The organism is Mesonia maritima (genome assembly GCF_042433895.1).
Lineage (GTDB): Bacteria > Bacteroidota > Bacteroidia > Flavobacteriales > Flavobacteriaceae > Mesonia > Mesonia maritima.
Map to the genome: position 1 here is coordinate 476,917 of NZ_JBHLUA010000012.1, position 18,088 is coordinate 495,004.

The window sequence follows — 18,088 nt, forward strand, 5'->3', positions numbered from 1 at the left end:
GTTCCACGTGGAACAATTTATTTATCTTCCCATGTAAACTAGTAAAACGGAAATATCACTCGGGCTTACACCGCTAACTCGTGATGCTTGAGAAACTGTTCTTGGTTGAATTTTATTTAACTTCTCTCTAGCTTCTAACGACATCGATTGTAAGCCTGAGTAGTCAAAATTTTCAGGAATTTTTAATCCTTCTAAACGATGTAATTTATCAGCATTATTTTTTTCTTTATCGATGTAACCCGAATATTTTACCTGAATTTCGGTCTGCTCTAATACTTCCGTATCAAATTTATTTTCTTGAATAAATTCTTCTACACTTTCAACCTTTCTAATATCATCCATAGAAATATTGGGGCGAGCGAAAATTTTAAACATTTTTCCACTTTGTTTTACTTTAGCAGAATTATTGTTTTCCAAAATTGGATTAATTTCTTCAGGTGAAACACTCGTTTCCTTAAAGAAATTTACAAATCTTTCTGAAGCTTCCTGTTTTTCTAACATTTTATTTAAACGTTCTTTTGAAGCAAGACCAAGTTCATAACTTTTTTCAGTTAATCTAAAATCTGCATTATCTTGTCTTAAAAGCGTTCTGTACTCCGCTCTTGAAGTAAACATTCGATAAGGCTCTTCTGTACCCTTTGTAATTAGATCATCGATTAAAACGCCTATATAAGCTTCATCTCTGCTTAAAATAAATTCTTCTTTTTCTTGAATCTTTAAAGCTGCATTTATTCCTGCCATTAATCCTTGACAAGCTGCCTCTTCATATCCTGTAGTCCCATTTATTTGACCAGCAAAGTATAAGCCTTCAACAAGTTTTGTTTCTAAGGTATGTTTTAATTGCGTTGGTGGAAAATAATCATACTCGATAGCATAACCTGGTCTAAAAAATTTCACATTTTCAAAACCAGCTACAGATTTTAATGCTCTAAATTGAACATCTTCGGGTAAACTTGTAGAAAAACCGTTTACATAGTATTCTACCGTATTCCAACCTTCAGGTTCAACAAATAATTGATGACGATCTTTATCTGCAAAACGATTAATTTTATCTTCTATACTTGGACAGTATCGCGGACCGACACTATCGATTCGACCATTAAACATTGGTGAGCGATCGAATCCTTCTTTTAATAAATTATGAACTTCAGGCGAAGTATACGTCATATGACAAGAACGCTGTTTCGTTAGTGGTCTTGTTTGGTCTAAATATGAAAATTTACCTGGCACTTCATCTCCAGGTTGTTCGATCATTTTTGAAAAATCTAATGATCTACCATCAACACGCGGCGGTGTTCCGGTTTTCATTCTTCCAGATTCAAAACCTAATTCAACTAAATCTGCTGTAATTCCGGTTGCAGCTCTTTCTCCAGAACGACCTCCTCCAAAATTCTTTTCACCGATATGAATTAAACCATTTAAAAAAGTTCCATTGGTTAAGATAACAGCTTTGGATTTTATTTCTAACCCCAAAGAGGTTTTTACACCACAAATTTTGCCATTTTCAGTTAAAATGCCGGCAACCATTTCTTGATAAAAATCTAAATTTTCGGTTTTTTCAAGCATTAAACGCCAATCTTCCGCAAAACGCATCCGGTCGCTTTGTACCCGAGGACTCCACATTGCAGGTCCCTTAGATTTATTTAGCATTTTAAATTGAATAGCACTGGTATCACTTACAATTCCGCTATAACCACCCATTGCATCAATTTCACGGATAATTTGACCTTTTGCAATTCCTCCCATAGCGGGATTACAAGACATTTGTGCAATATTTTGTAAATTCATGGTTACCAATAAGGTTTTACTTCCCATATTTGCAGCAGCGGCAGCGGCTTCACTTCCTGCGTGACCTCCACCAACTACAATAACATCATATTCCTTTTCAAACATAAAAATCTACTTATTGTTCCACGTGGAACATTTCTATTTTTTCTTCTTCTTTTGTTCTCATTTTTTTCTTTTCTTCATTGGTATGGTCTTTATAACCGATAAAATGAAGAACGCCATGAACTATCACTCGTTGTAGTTCGGTATTAAAATTTACTTGAAATTTTTCAGCATTTTCTTTTACACGCTCAATGCTAATGAAAATATCACCACTTATTTTATCAACTTCAGAATAATCGAAACTGATGATATCGGTATACGTATCGTGATTCAAATATTTTAGATTAATCTCATGTAAATATTCGTCATCACAAAAAATATAATTAAGCTCTCCTATTCGCTTTTTTTCACTTTCTAAAACACTTTGTAGCCAAATTTCATAGTCTTTAGAATTTGGTAATTTAAAATTGATTTCGGAGAAAAAATTAATCATTCTTTTGCTTAAAATATTCTTCAACTAGTTCTTTGTAATTTTGGCGCAAAGGTAAGCTTTGTCTATTTAATATTTCAGTAGAATTAAAATAATCTTTGGCTTTGTTGTAAGTTTCATTTACATCATTAACAAACTCATTTTCATTTGTTTGAGATTGCCTTTTATTGTCTTTACCTTGCTTTAAATTAGCGTCTTTCAGCTTCATTAATTGATGCTGAATATTCATCATTCGCTCTTCAGTTTGTCGGTTAAAGCCATTTTCTAAGAGTTCTTGCTCCACTTGATCCATACTTTTAGAGAGATTTTTAGCATCACTACCTAAACTTTCACGCTGAATTAAATCTTCTAATTGCATTCTGAGTCGTTGTTGTTCTTGATAAATTTCATACAAACGTTCGCTTTGTTTTTCACCATCGTTTCCTTGTCCTTTTTGACCTTCACCTTGATTGCCTGAAGAACCACCTTCGCCAGATTTACCTTCTTTACCAGCTTGTGGATTACCACTTTCACCTTGTTGTTGACCTGATTTATTTCCGGGTTTTTGACCAGGTTTTTGTCCATTTTGCATTTTAGAATTCAATTCGCCTTGCTTTTTAATAATATCAGGTAACTGAAAACCGGTTCCTTGACTTTGACCAGATTTTCCTTGTTTACCTTGACCTTGACCACTTGAACTTTGCATACTCATTTGCATTTGATTTAACGCGTCACCTAACATATTAGCAAGATCATTCGCCCCGGTTAAGGTATATTGCTGACTCGCAACTCCAGTTCTGATATCATTTTGAGCTAATCGCTCTAAAGATTTATCAATATTGAATTCGACATCGGTAATTTTTTTTGTGATTTGATCTGAAATAATAGGATTTCGCAATGCTAGCGCAAATAAACTATCATCGATATGCTCAAAATTTTCTCTCAAGACATTTTGGTATCGCAGTTTTTTTCCAAAAATTGGATGATTATCTGATAACTGATTAAATTCTTGCATTAAATCTTCTTGCTGAAAAGAAAAAGTAATAAGGTTGTCTAAAATTTGGCGTAACATTTCTGCGTCTTCGGCTTGTTGTTCACCACTTGACTGAATCATCATTTGCTGCATTTGGGAACTCATTTGTTTCATTTTTTGTGCAGCAGATTTTTGCTTTTTTTGTGCTTGTTGTTTGTGTTGTGAGGAAGATTGTGGAGAATTTTCACTTTTTTGCTCACTGTTGTTTTCCTCGTTTTCCCCTTGTTCTTGTTTTTCTAAATTATCTGTCGCTTCAGATTGATCTTTTTTTACAGCTTCTTGATCTTTCTTTTCCATACCCAATTCCATGGGTTGCTTCAAATTTTTATTTTCCTTTTGAAGACTATCCATTTCTTTAGAAAGTTCTTCAAATTCTTTATTCATTTCTTTCTGAGCATCACTTGTATTCTCTTCTTCTTTTTTACTTAATTCTTCTTGCTTTTTTGAAAGTTTTTCTAGATCTGAAGCCAATTTTTGCTGCTTTTCTTGCACATAATATCGCTTGGTTAATTCTAAGAGTTGTTCAAGATTTTTTTGTTGTGTAGTGTTTTGTTTAGAAAGTTTTTCAAGTTTTTTACTTAATTCTTCCTTAGAAATTTTTTCATTGTATTTTTCTAATTCCTTTAAAAGTTCTTCGTTTTTTTCTAACTCTTTTTCGTTTCGCTCTAAGCGTTCTTCTAATTCTTTTTTGAACGAATCATTTTTATCTTGCGATTGAAAATCTTCTAAATTCTTTTTCATTTTTTTAGAATATTGTTTCATCATTTTTTCTTGCTGTTGTTGACGCTTAATGAAACTTTCTAATTTTTTCTGATCATTATAATTTAGTTGATTCTTTTCTTTCTGAAGTCTGTCGATTTGTTCTAACTCTTCATTAGAATCTTTCATTTTTTCAAGCGACTTATTCATTCCCTCGATCATTTCATTTTGCTGATTAAGGTTGCGGTCTTTTTCTTCATCTTCGGTACGCTTTCTAAAAATAAATTTAGAACTGTTGCTTGTTTTTGATCCGTTTACTCCATCATTATCGGCAACTTGAAAAAATAATTCATAAGCAATTCCTTCTTTTAAATTTAAAGTATTGGGGAAACTGTATAAAAATTCATCAAAATTACCGTTGGCGATAGAAAGTCGCTGTGTTGAAGTTTCCTTTTTATCATCAACAGGATAATAAATCAATTTTAAATTGGTTAAACCGTTATCATCAGAAACACTTCCACGGAAATATAATTGATCTTCCGCTACGGTATCTTTTTTCATTTCAACGGAAATTTCAGGATATTCATCTCTAATTATCGTGAATGAATACGATAATTTCTCATAATCCTTTAAATTTTCATTAGAAGTAGAAAGACTATAATATTGACTTCGATAAACCGGTAAGGAATAATTAAACCTATTTTCAGATTTCTCAAAAGCGATTAAACTATCGTTCCATTGCAATTGAATATTTTTGGTGGATTGGGTTTCTAAATTCCAATTTACCTTAGTCCCCTCAGGAATTGTGGCGTTTCCAGTTCCTTTTATTATTTCATCTTGCTTGTTTAAATAATTCGGGTAATCTAAAAACATTTCAAAATTCAACAGCGTTGGAACTTTCGTAACGATCAACTCATAATTTTTTGAACGAACCTCATTTGCTGAAAAATAAAATTCAGCATTCGTTTTTAACTTATTAAAATTATATTCGAACACGCCAGACGCAATTTTGGTAAGCAAATATTCATTTCCGTTTACGTGAATTTTAGCATCATCGGGAATCACTTTTCCGCTGGCTTCTACCTGAACGGTAAAATTTTCATTCTCGTTAGCCTCTAAACTTTTATTTTGAATTGTAAATTGAAATGGCGCCGGCGGTTCATATTCGGTTTCATAATTTACAACGCGCGTATATCCTTCAGAAAAAAGCGAACTATTGCCTGAAATATAAATTGCAATGACAATTAGTAAAGGAATTGCAGCGTATTTTACATACTTTAAGTTACTCTTAAAATTCACCGCAATTTGAAAAGGAACCGGTTTTAATTCTATCGATTTCTGCTCGATACTCGCTAATAATAAATCAGATTCTTGAGTTCGCGAATTTTCTTTTAATTGAATAACATTCAGTAATTTGTCGCTCACTTCAGGAAAGTGTTTCCCGATAATAGAAGACGCTTGATAATAGTCGATTCCTTTAGAAAGTTTAAATAATTTTGCTAACGGATATAAAATAAAACGTGCAAAAAGTGCAATTTCTACAACTATAAATAGCCAAAATAAAACGGTTCTTGCGCTACTTCTTAACCAAAAGAAATATTCAAAAGAAACAGTAAGCAAAAAATAGAGTAAGCCGGTGGCAAAGAATAGAATTGCTCCTTTTATTAATTCGTTTGTATAAAAACGTTTAATAAAAGCTTCTAGCTTTTTAATAATTTGCTCGTAATTACTCATATTCTACTGAATTTTCTTTAACCTTTAAAAGTACAATAAAAATTTTTACTCTAATTGTGCTTAAAATGGGTTAAAGTTTAAGAATAATCAAATTTCCTACCAATTATATTTTCACGATGTAATTTGTGTATTGATAGTTAGAAATAAATGAGAATGATAACTTCTATTTTGGCTTTTTAAGAATAACATGCGCATAACTTGTAAGGGAAGAAATAGGGTTTTTAACTAAGTAATTTGCTTTACGCTGCTCTAAACTATGCAAAAAAGGAAGTCTTTTTCTATAATAACTATGACCAAAATAACCCACATACTCTATCACTTCAAATCCAATGGATTGAAACTTTTTGATTGATTTTTTAGAAGGTCCTCTACTCCAACTGTAATAAGCAGGAAATTTTTCATGTTGGTGTCGGTCTCTGGGATTAAAAATATCGAGCAATTTATCGGAAAGATTTTCTGGTAAAATTCTATTCACCAAGAACGGAAAAGCATATAAGGTAGAGAAACAATGAGCAGTAATTCCACCAGGTTCCAGTAAATGAAAAATATTTTTATAATACTGTTCACCGTTTTCTATATGCTCGTTTACCATTCGGCTAAATATTAAGTCATATTTTTTTGAATGATTTTTAATATCTTCACTATTACATAAATCGGCTTTCCAAGTGGCAAATTCTTTCGGAGCTTTTTTTAATTCTTCTGCTGATAAATCGTTAGTGGTATAATTGATTCCCAATGACAAAATTGTTTCAGCATCGAGTGTAGGATTAGCACCAGAACCAATTTCCAATACATTTTTTATTTTATACGAAGTAATTAAATTACTCAAAAATTGGGGAGCTAATTCCCAACCGGGAAAAGCTTTTTTATTTCTAAATTCGATTAGCATAATAAAATATATAGCCTTTAAGAATACGAAAATACAACATTCTATTTTCCTTTTAACTCAACTTTTTTACATCATTTGAATTTTCGCTAACATTCATTGTATCTTTGCACAAAAATTTAAAAGGAATGTCTAAAGTAAGAGTAAGATTTGCACCTAGTCCTACAGGACCGTTACATATTGGAGGGGTAAGAACTGCACTTTTTAATTATCTATTTGCTAAGAAAAATGAAGGTGATTTTATTGTAAGAATTGAAGATACCGACCAAACCCGTTATGTAAAAGGAGCCGAAGATTATATAGTTGAAACGTTAAATTGGTGTAATATTCCTTTTGATGAAGGACCAGGAAAACCCGGAGACGTTGGACCTTACCGCCAAAGTGAACGTAAAGATTTATACGCCAAATATGCTGATAAATTATTAGAGTCAGGAAATGCGTATTACGCTTTTGATACTGCTGAAGAATTAACAACGCATAGAAAAAATCATGAAGCCAAAGGCAAAACATTTATTTACAATTGGCATAACCGTTTAAAGCTTTCAAACTCATTAGCCTTAAGCAAAGAAGAAGTTCAAAAAAAATTGGCTGATAAAGAACCTTATGTAATTCGGTTTAAATCGCCCGAAAATGAAGCTTTAAAAATGTATGATGAGATTCGCGGTGAAATCGATATTGATACCAATATTTTAGACGATAAAGTTTTGTTTAAAAGCGACGGAATGCCAACCTATCATTTGGCAAATATTGTAGATGACCATTTAATGAAAATTTCACACGTTATTCGTGGTGAAGAATGGTTACCGAGTATGCCGTTGCATGTTTTATTATACAAAGCTTTTGGTTGGGAAACACCAAAATTTGCACATTTGCCGTTAATTTTAAAACCCACCGGAAAAGGAAAATTGAGCAAACGTGATGGCGATAAAATGGGCTTTCCTGTTTTCCCGTTAGAATGGAAAGATCCTAATAGTGGAGATATTGCTTCCGGTTATCGTGAAGAAGGTTATTTACCGGAAGCGGTAATGAATATGCTAGCATTTTTAGGTTGGAATGAAGGTGAAGGTTCAGAAAAAGAAATTTATTCGTTAGATGAATTAATTGAAGCCTTTAGCCTAGAACACGTTTCTAAAGGAGGTGCAAAATTTGATCCTGAAAAAACAAAATGGTTTCAACATCATTATTTGCAAACGCGTAGCGATTTTGAATTAGCTTCACAATATCAACTTATTTTAAAAGAAAAAGGAATTGAAGCCAGTTCGCATTATGTTGAAGAGGTTATAAAAACCATTAAAGAACGCGCGACATTTGTAAATGATTTTTGGGAATTAAGTTCGTTTTATTTTGTAAAACCCACAACTTTCGATGAAAAAGCAGCCAAAAAAGCTTGGAAAGAAGGAACTTCAGAAATTATGGAAAATATTAAAGTTCTTTTAGAAGGAACCGAAGATTTTTCGCAAGAAACGCTTCAGGAAAACATAAAAAAATGGATTACCGACCAAGAAATTGGTTTTGGAAAAGTTATGCAACCACTACGTTTAACAATGGTTGGCGAAATGAAAGGTCCCGATTTATTTCATATCATTTCATCCATCGGTAAAAAAGAAGCTATAAAACGTATAGATTTTGCTATTGAAACACTTTCTTAGTATTCTTCAAAAATCTTTTTAATTATTTACTGAAAACCTTCAATTATCGTTGAAGGTTTTTTTGTTTATAAACTTCCGTGGTTTTATAGTATCTTTAGGCATCAACTAAAACAAAATTTATGGGCTATTTTTTATTCGGATTTATAATCTTTTTAGGTTTAATTATTCTTGTAACCGGAATTTTTACCGTAAAACAACAAACTGCTGCAGTGGTAGAACGTTTCGGAAAATTTCAAAGCATTCGCAATTCTGGCTTACATCTTAAAATTCCGCTGGTAGATCGTATCGCGGGACGCATTAATTTACGTATTCAACAGTTAGATGTAATTGTGGAAACCAAAACGAAAGACGACGTGTTTGTTCGTTTAAAAATTTCAGTACAATTTAAAGTGTTACAAGCTAAAATATACGATGCGTTTTACAAACTTGAAAACCCGCAAGATCAAATCACTTCTTATGTTTTTGATGTGGTTCGTGCTGAAGTTCCTAAAATGAAATTAGACAATGTTTTTGAACGGAAAGATGATATTGCAAATGCTGTAAAAGCTGAATTGAACGACGCGATGATTGATTATGGTTACGATATTATTAAAACCTTGGTAACCGATATTGATCCAGATGTTCAAGTAAAAGCAGCGATGAACAGAATTAATGCTTCGGAACGTGAAAAAGTTGCCGCAGAATTTGAAGCTGAAGCAGAACGTATAAAAATTGTTGCTAAAGCCAGAGCTGAAGCGGAAAGTAAACGTTTGCAAGGGCAAGGTATTGCCGACCAACGTCGCGAAATTGCACGCGGTTTAGAAGAATCTGTAGATGTGTTGAATAATGTTGGAATTAACTCGCAAGAAGCTTCAGCATTAATTGTAGTAACGCAACATTACGATACCTTACAATCGATTGGTGAAGAAACTAATAGTAATTTAATTCTTTTACCAAATTCACCCCAAGCCGGAAGTGATATGTTAAATAATATGATTGCTTCATTTACGGCGTCGAACCAAATTGGCGAAGAGATGAAAAAGCAAAATAAGCTAAAAGGAATTACCCCTAAAAAACGCAATAAACCTACTCCACCAAAACAAAATCCTGATGATAACGATCCGGAATATAGAAGTGAGGAGTAAACAAACTTTAATTATAAAAAAAGACCGCCTAAAAAGCGGTCTTTTTTATGAAATAATATTTGGCTGAATTACTCAGTAGCTTCAGGATTATGAATTCCTAAAATATAACCGTCGGTTAAATATTTTTTAGCTACTTTTTGTAAGTATTTAGTTGATAAACTGTTTACGCTTTTTTCAAATTCTAACACATTTTCTGCGTTTTCATTTTCGTAATCAGCATCTTTTAAAGTGTTGATCCAGAATTTATTTTCCTTTAATTCTTCTTTTCTGTCTAAAATTTGCGATTCTTTTACTTTCGCTAAATCTTTTTCAGTTGGTCCTTCTTCAACTAATTTTTCAACTTCTTTAATAGCTGCTTTTTTCAGTTTGTCAACATTTTCTGGTCCACAAGGGAAACTAATAGTGAATGAATACCAACCGTAAGGTGTTTTGCTAATGTTTCCTCTTGCTCCTACTCCATAAACGCCACCTTCTTCTTCACGTAATTTTTCAATTAATTTAATCGATAAAATTTCGCCTAAGGTTTTTAAAGCAAAAGCTTCTTTTTTGTCGTATTTAGTTTCACCTTGGTAGGTAATTCTAACCGAGCTTTTAGGATCTTTTCCTTTTTCAACTACTTTTTTGTGCGAACCGGTTAACGGTCTAAAATCATCCACTTCATATTCTTCATCTGAATTTTTACCCGGTAAACTCGCTAAATAAGTTTCAGCATAGTCTTTTAATTTTGCTTCGTCTATGTTTCCTACAAAATAGAAGTGGAAATCTCCAGCATCTTCAAAACGTTCTTGGTATTTTTTGTACGCTAAATCATAATCTGCAGCATCCATTTTTTCTGGCGTTGGGAAACCCATATAACGCGGACTATCGCCATACATAAATTCGCCCATTTCTATTTGAAAATAAACTTGCGGATTTGCCAACATATTTCCTAAAAAGGCTTTTTGTTTATTTACGAACGATTCGTAGGCTTCTTCATCTTTGTTTAAATCTGTAAAATATAAATGCGTAAGTTGAAATAATTCTTCTAAATTTTTAGGAGAAGCACTTCCTGAAAAACCTTCGCTATAAGTACTAATATAAGGTCTCACGGAAACAATTTTACCAGAAAGCATTTTGTTTAGGGCTACTTTATCGAAACCGTTTACACCGGCTTCATCTAAACCGCCATTTGCAAAAGCAGTGGCTCTATAATCTTCAGTTGAATAAAGAGAAGTTCCCCCATAACTAAAGGCTTCAAACAAAATTTCATCGTTTTTAAAATCGGTATTTTTATAGGTTACTTTTGCACCATTACTTAAGGTTAACGTTGTAGTTCCTAATTTTTCGTTTGAAGTAGTTTTTACGATATTTCCTTTTTTTGGCATATCGGTAATTAAAGATTCTGCTACTGCTTCATCTTTGTAAGGTTCAATTTCTGCTTCTTCAACATTTTTTAATAATTCTCTAACCTCAGCTTCTGTTACTTTTTTAACTCCTTCTTTTTCAGGACCGGTAATTACCACTACACGATTTTCATCTTTAATATAATCGTCTATTAATTTATTTACCTCTTCTATTTGAATTGTTGGTAATTGCTGTTCATGAAAGTTATATTCCCACTCAATTCCAGGCATTGGTTCATCTTCTAAGAAATTACGAACGTATTCGCCTACAATTCGGTTAGATTCGGTTTTATCACGGTCATTATAAGATTTTTCTAAGCGAGATAAAAGATCGCTTTTTGCACGCTCTAATTCGCCTTCGTAAAAACCATAGCGTTCTACACGCTCATTTTCTTTTAAAAGTGCTTCTAACGCATCTAAAAGTTTATTTGCGTCTGTCATAGCGAACGATTGGTAAGCTTCTTTGGTTCTTGCCCATGTTCCGCCGTGGTAACTTGCACCAAATACGAATGGAGGATTTGGACTATTTCTTAATTCGTCTAAACGATTATTAATCATTTGAGAAAATAAAGACTCCACAATCGATTTTCTGTACTCTCCTAAAGTTTCGTCTTCTTTTGTTTCACCTTCATCTTTAAATAAAACCTGAACACGCGCTGAAGAAGCTTCTTCGTCAGATTCTATTGCGATAAGGGTTTCTTCGTGATTTGGAATTGAGAAACTTTTACGCTCTTTTGGATTTTTGGGATTTTCTAAACCTGCAAAATGATCCTTAATTTTTTGCTCTAAGGTTTCTACATCTACGTCACCAACTGCAATTACCGCCATTAAATTCGGGCGATACCAATCGTTATAAAAACTTCTAATATCTTCATAATCGAAGTTTTCTAGATTTTCTTTTGTTCCGATAGGTAAACGGTCTGCGTATTTTGAACCATTTACAACTTTTGGTAAATATTCAGCAAGCATACGTTGGCTTGCACCTTGGCCTAAACGGTATTCTTCTAATACTACACCGCGTTCTTCGTCGATATCTTCTCCTCTTAATAAAGCGTTATGCGCCCAATCTTCGATAATTTGGAAACCTTGTTCTAATTTTTCGGGATCATCACTCGGAATAGGAAGAATGTAAACGGTTTCATCGAAACTAGTATACGCGTTTAAATGCGCACCAAATTTTACACCGATGCTTTGCAAATAATCTACTAATTCGTTTTTCTCGAAATTTTTAGTACCGTTAAAATTCATGTGCTCCATAAAGTGCGCGAGCCCACGCTGATCTTCGGTTTCTAAAATAGAACCCGCATTTACCACTAAACGAAGTTCTACTTTATCTTCGGGTTTACCGTTGTTTTTAATGTAGTAGGTTAACCCATTATCTAAAACTCCTTTTTTTACTTCAGGATTAAAAGGAATTTCTTTGGATAGGTCTGCAGGATTGTCGTTAGATTGTTGAGCAATTCCTTCTTTTAAAGGAAACAATGCTAAGGCAACCGCAGCAATAAGACTTACTTGGTTTAATTTCATATTGTTTTTGTTAGAAATGTTAAGAAAGTTTAAAAATATAATTTATATATAAAACCGACAATTATTTTGTTGGCTTTAACGATTTTCGGAAATAAAAAAATCCGTTTTTGAACTTCAAAAACGGATTCAGAATAAAATATACAATAAATTTATTTGTTGACTATTTTAGCTTTTTGAATTCCTATAAGCTTACTTACGGCTTTTAAAATAAAAGCTTTCTTTGCTATAGAAGTAGCTACTCCGGCTGCTAAACTTACCGGTGAGAGATCTTCTTTTATGTAATGAATTTCTCTTTTAATTTTTTCTCTATTTATATTCGTTTGAAGCTTAAGAACTTTAAGATCGTGGTTTATTTCATCGTAAGAATTATAGACTTTCATAAAATTTCTTTTTAAGCGGTTTCGTCTTCCAGCGGTTCATCTAGGACGTCTTCTAAATCGTTAGAATTAAAATACAGCCTTGAGAACTTTTGCAGGATAAATTTATCGATAAGTGGTTTTCCGAAAACCATAAACAAAATAAAAGCGATTAAATAAATTCCGCCGACAATAAAAAAACCACTGCTCAAACTTCCGATTGCATTTCCTATTAAAATAGCCAAACCGACTGAAATAAAACCTAAGAAAAAAAGAAAGATACTTCCGATAACAAGTAATTTTACGAGCAAGGAAGTAACTTTTGTAATTTTCTTAAATGCGTCTAGCTTGTAATATTCAAGCATACTTTCTAAATATGCTTGAATATCGTTGCTAAGACCGTCTATATGATCGGTTAGTTTTGTAAATGCCATAAACTATTGCTTAGGCTAAAGATTGTTTAGCTTTGTCTTTTACTTCTTCTTTTTTAGCTTCTGCGTGGAATTTAGCGTTTTTTTTTCGCAACTCTTCAAGTTTTCCTTCCATTGCCACTAAAATATCATCTGCTTTATAGCTTGCTGAAGATAAAGTTGAATCTAGTTTCTTTTCAAAATCCAGTTTAGCTTTTTGAGCTGACTTATTTAAATTAGAAGTAGTTTCTTTTACTTGCTTATCTAATCTACCTTTTGCTTTACTTGCCTCTTTATTTAGCTTTTTTCTAGTATTTTCTCCTTTATCGGGAGCGTAAAGAAGTCCGATTCCTGCTCCAATTGCTGCTCCGGTTAAAAGTGCTAAAATTGTGTTTCCTGTATTCGCCATGATTCAAATCTATTTTAATGGTTAATTTTAATCAAATGTACAAGAGATCATTAATTTTCGCTGTTAATAACCGGTTAATATCTTGAAACACAATGCTAAATTATTCTTAATTTGATTGTTTAGCCCAAGAATCGCGAAGCGTTACTGTTCTATTAAAAACAGGCTTTTCGGGAGTACTTGTTTTATCTACACAGAAATATCCTATTCGCTGAAACTGAAACTGATCTAATTCTTTTGATTCTTTTAAACTTGGCTCTACATAACCAGTTATGGTTTGTAAAGAATCTGGATTTATAAATTCTAAATAATCTTTTTCTTTGTCGGCATCTGGCGCTTCTACGCTAAATAAACGATCGTATAACCTTACTTCTGATGGTACCGCGTGTTTTATAGAAACCCAATGCAAGGTTCCTTTTACTTTACGTTGCGATTCTTCAGTTCCGCTTCCACTTTTACTTTTAGGATCGTAAGTACAATGAACTTCTAAAATATTGCCCATTTCATCTTTTACAACGCTTTCTGCTTTAATAATATACGCGTTTTTTAAACGGACTTCTTTTCCTAATTTTAAACGGAAAAATTTTCGGTTTGCTTCTTCCTTAAAATCTTCTTGTTCAATATAAAGTTCTTTAGAGAATGGAACTTGACGATTTCCTGCGGATTCATCTTCAGGATTATTTTCTGCTTCTAGCCATTCTTCGTCTTTCTCGTAATTGGTAATTACAATTTTTAATGGATCTAAAACACCCATTACACGCGGTGCTGTTTTATTTAAATCTTCTCGTGCGCAAAATTCTAAATGTGAAAGATCGATCATATTTTCACGCTTCCCTACTCCAATCGATTCAGCAAATTTCCGAATAGAAGTTGGCGTGTAACCTCTTCTTCGTAAACCTGAAATAGTAGGCATTCTAGGATCGTCCCAAGATTCTACTATATTTTTTTCAACAAGTTGTGCTAGTTTTCGCTTACTAACTACCGTATGGCTTAAATTTCTACGAGCAAATTCGCGTTGTTTCGGTTGAAAATCTCCGGGTTTGCTTACTTTATTTACAAACCAATTGTATAATTCTCTATGCGGAAGAAATTCTAACGTACAAAATGAATGCGAAATACTTTCAATAAAATCACTTTCACCGTGAGCCCAATCGTACATTGGGTAAATTTTCCATTTATCTTTTGTTCTATGATGTTGTTTATGAACGCAACGATACATTATCGGGTCGCGCATAAGCATATTTGGAGAAGCCATATCTATTTTAGCTCGCAATACATCTTTTCCTTCAGGGGTTTCGCCATTTTTCATCGCTTCAAAAAGTGACAGGTTTTCTTCCACAGAGCGATTTCTATAAGGACTTGCTTTTCCGGCTTCAGTTGGCGTTCCTTTTTGATTGGCAATAGCTTCTGAAGTTTGACTATCTACATAAGCATCGCCATTTTTAATCATTTCTACAGCCCAATCATATAATTGTTGAAAATAATCGGAAGCGTAGCATTCTTTTTCCCATTTAAATCCTAACCATTCTACATCACGCTTAATTGAATCTACAAATTCTTGTTCTTCTTTAATTGGATTGGTATCATCGAAACGTAGATTTACGGGCGCATTATAACGCAAACCTAACCCAAAATTTAAATTAATTGAAGAAGCGTGACCAATATGAAGATAACCGTTTGGTTCGGGTGGAAAACGAAATTTTAGGTCTTCCTTCTTATATCCGTTTTTTAAATCTTCTTCTATGATTTGCTCTATAAAATTCAATGATTTTTTTTCTTCTGTCATAACCTTTAAAAATGATAAGTAGCAAAGTTATCAAAAATTAAAACGCACCAATACAAACTTTAAGAAAAGGGTTAAAATACCTATAAAATTAGTTGAGTTTACTTTTGAAAATTTTAAAATGAATACCTTTAATCGTCGTATTATTCAATAATTAAATCTTTACAGATGGGAAAAAAATCAGACGGAAAATTAGATTCTCTTTCTGTTTGGGCATTAGCTGCCGGTGGAATGGTTGGTGGCGGAATTTATACCGTTTTAGGTGTTGTAATTGCGGTATCCGCTCAATGGACGTGGTTATCTTTTGTTCTCACAGGTTTAATCGCCATTCCTTCAGCATATAGTTATGTTTTTTTAACCAACAAATTTCACGAAGAAGGCGGCGCTTTTGTCTTTCTTGAAAAAGTGAACGATAAAAAAATGGCAGGGAATTTATCTTGGCTATTAATTTTAGGCTACGTATTAACTATTTCTGTGTACGCTTATGCATTTGGACATTATCTTTCCTTTGCGTTTCACGGAGATCCTTTATTAATGCGATTACTTGCTGCCGGAATTATAATTCTGCTTATTTTACTAAATTTAGCTGGCGTTGGAAAACTAACAAAAGTTGAAATTTTAATTGTTTCAGTAAATTTATTAGTCTTACTTGCTTTAGGAGTTTACGGATTAACCCAATGGAATAGCACGCAATTAGTCGCAGGAATTGAACCTCGACCCATTTGGTCTAGTTTATTTGGTGGAGCTGCAATTTTTATGGCTTACGAAGGTTTCCAATTACTTACTTATGAATATGATAAAATTAAAAATCCTGAAAAAAAATTCATGCCCGTATTACTAAGCGCTGTAATTTTTGTCGTGTTTTTATACGTAATTGTTTCCGTTGGTGCTACCATGATTGGCGGAGCAACTTCTATGATTAGTTTTAAAGAAATTGCCTTATCAATTTCCGCAGAAAGCGCATTTGGTAAAACCGGACTTATCATTATGACGATTGCCGCCGGTTTTGCAACAGCAGCCGCAATTAATTCAACTTTATTTTCTACCGCAAATTTATCGAAACGTATTGCTTCGCAAAGTGAATTACCGAGCTGGTTCGATCATACCAATAAAAATGATGTTCCCGATAGATCTATTATTTTATTGGGCGTTTTAGCAGGAATTTTAGCCATTATCGGCAGTCTTTCATCCTTGGTTGAAGCGGCAAGTTTAGCGTTCTTATTTACCTTCGGAATTGTGAATTGGATTGCTTATCGCGAACTGAACAAAAAAAAGTGGATTCCTCTACTCGGAATTATCATTGGCTGTTTGGTTGGCGGCGCGCTTATTTTTAGATTAATAATTTCTAAACCTATTGCACTTGGCGGAATTTTGGCCATTGTTTTACTTATTATTCTAGGAAGACCTTATGTCTTGAAACAAAAAGAAAAAACCAAACAAAAATCAAAAAATGAAGAGAAGTAATTTTCATATCGTTTTCATTTTGGCGAGCTTTTTCTTTTTTCAAGCTTGTCAAAAAAATGCTCCACACGAAGCTAATTTGCGAATAGGTCAATTTTTAATGACTTCCGATGAAGTGGAAATAACGCTTTCTAAAAATAATAAAGATGAATTAAACAAAACTTTACCATATTCAGCATTAACAGCATACGAAAAATTAACTCCCGGCATTTATAAAGTTGAAGTTAAACGTAATAATAACCTACTATTAAAGAAAAAAATAGGGATTGGAGAAAAAGGAAATTATAGTTTAATTCTGTATGGAATTCCAAAAGAAAACCAATCTGTAAACGTAGAAACCACCAGTAAAAAATTACATAGCATTGTGGAAGGTGAAGAAACACATTCGGCTAACGGATTTCTTCCGCAGCTAAAAGTTTTAAACGATGAATTTGAATGTGCTAAAAATGAAGCAAAAGTGCGATGGATTCATCTTGCAGCAGGAGTTTCAGAAATTTCAGCAAAAGCAATTGAAACCGATAAAAATGAAACAACTTCCTTATCGACTTTATCTTACCCGATGCTCGCTAAAGATGTTGCTTTTACAGCATTCGACCAAGAATTTAAATGGAATTTAAAAGGAAATAAAATTTCTACTGCTGCTACTTCACTTCAATTGAAACCGGAATATTTGTATACCTTTTTTGTTATCGGAAATCAACATCATTACCTTGATAAGTTGGAAGTTATTACAGGAAAAACAAAAAAGAAAAAGTTTTAAAAAACTATCTTCGTAAAAAATTTTATTGTGGGAATTATTAAATTGAATAACATTCGTTCTTACGCGCATCACGGGTGTTTAACTGAAGAAGGAAAAATTGGTAGCGATTACCGAATAGATTTACAAATTGAAGCCGACTTAAGTCTTTCAGCTAAAAGTGATGAGTTAAAAGATACGGTAGATTACGTGCATTTAAACAAGATTGTAAAAGAAGAAATGGATATTCGTTCTAAATTATTAGAACACGTTGCCCAACGAATTTTAGATAGAATCTTTAAAGAATTGCAAAATGTTGAAAAAGCGACAGTTGAAGTTTCAAAAATTAATCCTCCTTTGGGCGGCGACGTTGAAAACGTAACAATTGTACTTTCTAAGCAACAATAATTTGCTTGAATGAATTAAAAATTATTACATTTGCATTCCTAGTATTTAACAGGGTGCCGTGGCCGAGTGGCTAGGCAGTGGTCTGCAACACCATCTACAGCGGTTCGAATCCGCTCGGCACCTCAGAAAAAGCTTCCAATTATGGAAGCTTTTTTTATTTTTACCACCAAAGGGTTTTTATTAATGGCGACTTGT

General features: G+C 33.1%; 14 protein-coding genes and 1 tRNA gene. 6 read left to right on the forward strand and 9 right to left on the reverse strand.

Annotated elements, in window-relative coordinates; translation table 11 throughout:
* Positions 1–21 precede the first annotated feature (21 nt).
* The 4 genes from mnmG to ACFFGL_RS09030 form a co-directional block, all read right to left on the reverse strand.
* Positions 22–1,893 carry a tRNA uridine-5-carboxymethylaminomethyl(34) synthesis enzyme MnmG gene (gene mnmG / locus ACFFGL_RS09015; RefSeq protein ID WP_309726775.1) on the reverse strand — a complete coding sequence of 624 codons (1,872 nt, stop codon included), beginning with the start codon at positions 1,891–1,893 and terminating at the stop codon, positions 22–24.
* Positions 1,894–1,903: 10 nt separating this feature from the next.
* Positions 1,904–2,323: an rRNA maturation RNase YbeY gene (ybeY, locus tag ACFFGL_RS09020; protein ID WP_309726773.1), complete on the reverse strand. Its 420-nt coding sequence runs from the start codon at positions 2,321–2,323 to the stop codon at positions 1,904–1,906.
* Entirely contained in the window at positions 2,316–5,765 is a 3,450-nt protein-coding gene (locus ACFFGL_RS09025) for a DUF4175 family protein (protein ID WP_309726771.1), read from the reverse strand. Before ACFFGL_RS09025 ends, ybeY begins: the two co-directional genes overlap by 8 nt.
* 163 nt (positions 5,766–5,928) lie before the next feature.
* The gene (locus ACFFGL_RS09030; protein ID WP_309726769.1) at positions 5,929–6,654 is read right to left on the reverse strand and encodes a class I SAM-dependent methyltransferase; all 726 of its coding nucleotides are present in this window, start codon (positions 6,652–6,654) and stop codon (positions 5,929–5,931) included.
* A 125-nt stretch (positions 6,655–6,779) separates the two neighbouring features.
* Here ACFFGL_RS09030 and gltX point away from each other — a divergent pair, with 125 nt between their 5' ends.
* Positions 6,780–8,300: a glutamate--tRNA ligase gene (gltX, locus tag ACFFGL_RS09035; protein ID WP_309726768.1), complete on the forward strand. Its 1,521-nt coding sequence runs from the start codon at positions 6,780–6,782 to the stop codon at positions 8,298–8,300.
* A 119-nt stretch (positions 8,301–8,419) separates the two neighbouring features.
* Positions 8,420–9,424 (forward strand): SPFH domain-containing protein, encoded by a 1,005-nt coding sequence (locus ACFFGL_RS09040; RefSeq protein ID WP_309726767.1) that lies wholly within the window; start codon positions 8,420–8,422, stop codon positions 9,422–9,424.
* Between the two features lie 68 nt (positions 9,425–9,492).
* Here ACFFGL_RS09040 and ACFFGL_RS09045 read toward each other — a convergent pair whose 3' ends face one another.
* The 5 genes from ACFFGL_RS09045 to ACFFGL_RS09065 form a co-directional block, all read right to left on the reverse strand.
* Entirely contained in the window at positions 9,493–12,333 is a 2,841-nt protein-coding gene (locus ACFFGL_RS09045; RefSeq protein ID WP_309726766.1) for a M16 family metallopeptidase, read from the reverse strand.
* 149 nt (positions 12,334–12,482) lie between these two features.
* Entirely contained in the window at positions 12,483–12,713 is a 231-nt protein-coding gene (locus ACFFGL_RS09050) for a DUF6327 family protein (protein WP_309726765.1), read from the reverse strand.
* 11 nt (positions 12,714–12,724) lie between these two features.
* Positions 12,725–13,123, reverse strand: a complete 399-nt coding sequence (locus tag ACFFGL_RS09055) for a phage holin family protein (RefSeq protein WP_309726764.1) — start codon at positions 13,121–13,123, stop codon at positions 12,725–12,727.
* A 10-nt stretch (positions 13,124–13,133) separates the two neighbouring features.
* On the reverse strand, positions 13,134–13,508 hold the full coding sequence (locus ACFFGL_RS09060) for a YtxH domain-containing protein (protein ID WP_309726763.1): 375 nt from the start codon (positions 13,506–13,508) through the stop codon (positions 13,134–13,136).
* Between the two features lie 106 nt (positions 13,509–13,614).
* On the reverse strand, positions 13,615–15,291 hold the full coding sequence (locus ACFFGL_RS09065) for a glutamine--tRNA ligase/YqeY domain fusion protein (protein ID WP_309726762.1): 1,677 nt from the start codon (positions 15,289–15,291) through the stop codon (positions 13,615–13,617).
* A gap of 165 nt (positions 15,292–15,456) precedes the next feature.
* Here ACFFGL_RS09065 and ACFFGL_RS09070 point away from each other — a divergent pair, with 165 nt between their 5' ends.
* From ACFFGL_RS09070 to ACFFGL_RS09085, 4 genes are all read left to right on the forward strand, one after another.
* Positions 15,457–16,752 carry an APC family permease gene (locus ACFFGL_RS09070; protein WP_309726760.1) on the forward strand — a complete coding sequence of 432 codons (1,296 nt, stop codon included), beginning with the start codon at positions 15,457–15,459 and terminating at the stop codon, positions 16,750–16,752.
* The gene (locus ACFFGL_RS09075) at positions 16,739–17,509 is read left to right on the forward strand and encodes a hypothetical protein (RefSeq protein WP_309726758.1); all 771 of its coding nucleotides are present in this window, start codon (positions 16,739–16,741) and stop codon (positions 17,507–17,509) included. Before ACFFGL_RS09070 ends, ACFFGL_RS09075 begins: the two co-directional genes overlap by 14 nt.
* Positions 17,510–17,536: 27 nt before the next feature.
* Entirely contained in the window at positions 17,537–17,893 is a 357-nt protein-coding gene (gene folB, locus ACFFGL_RS09080; RefSeq protein ID WP_309726756.1) for a dihydroneopterin aldolase, read from the forward strand.
* Positions 17,894–17,945: 52 nt separating this feature from the next.
* Positions 17,946–18,016 (forward strand) — tRNA-Cys (locus tag ACFFGL_RS09085).
* The last annotated feature ends 72 nt before the right edge of the window (positions 18,017–18,088 follow it).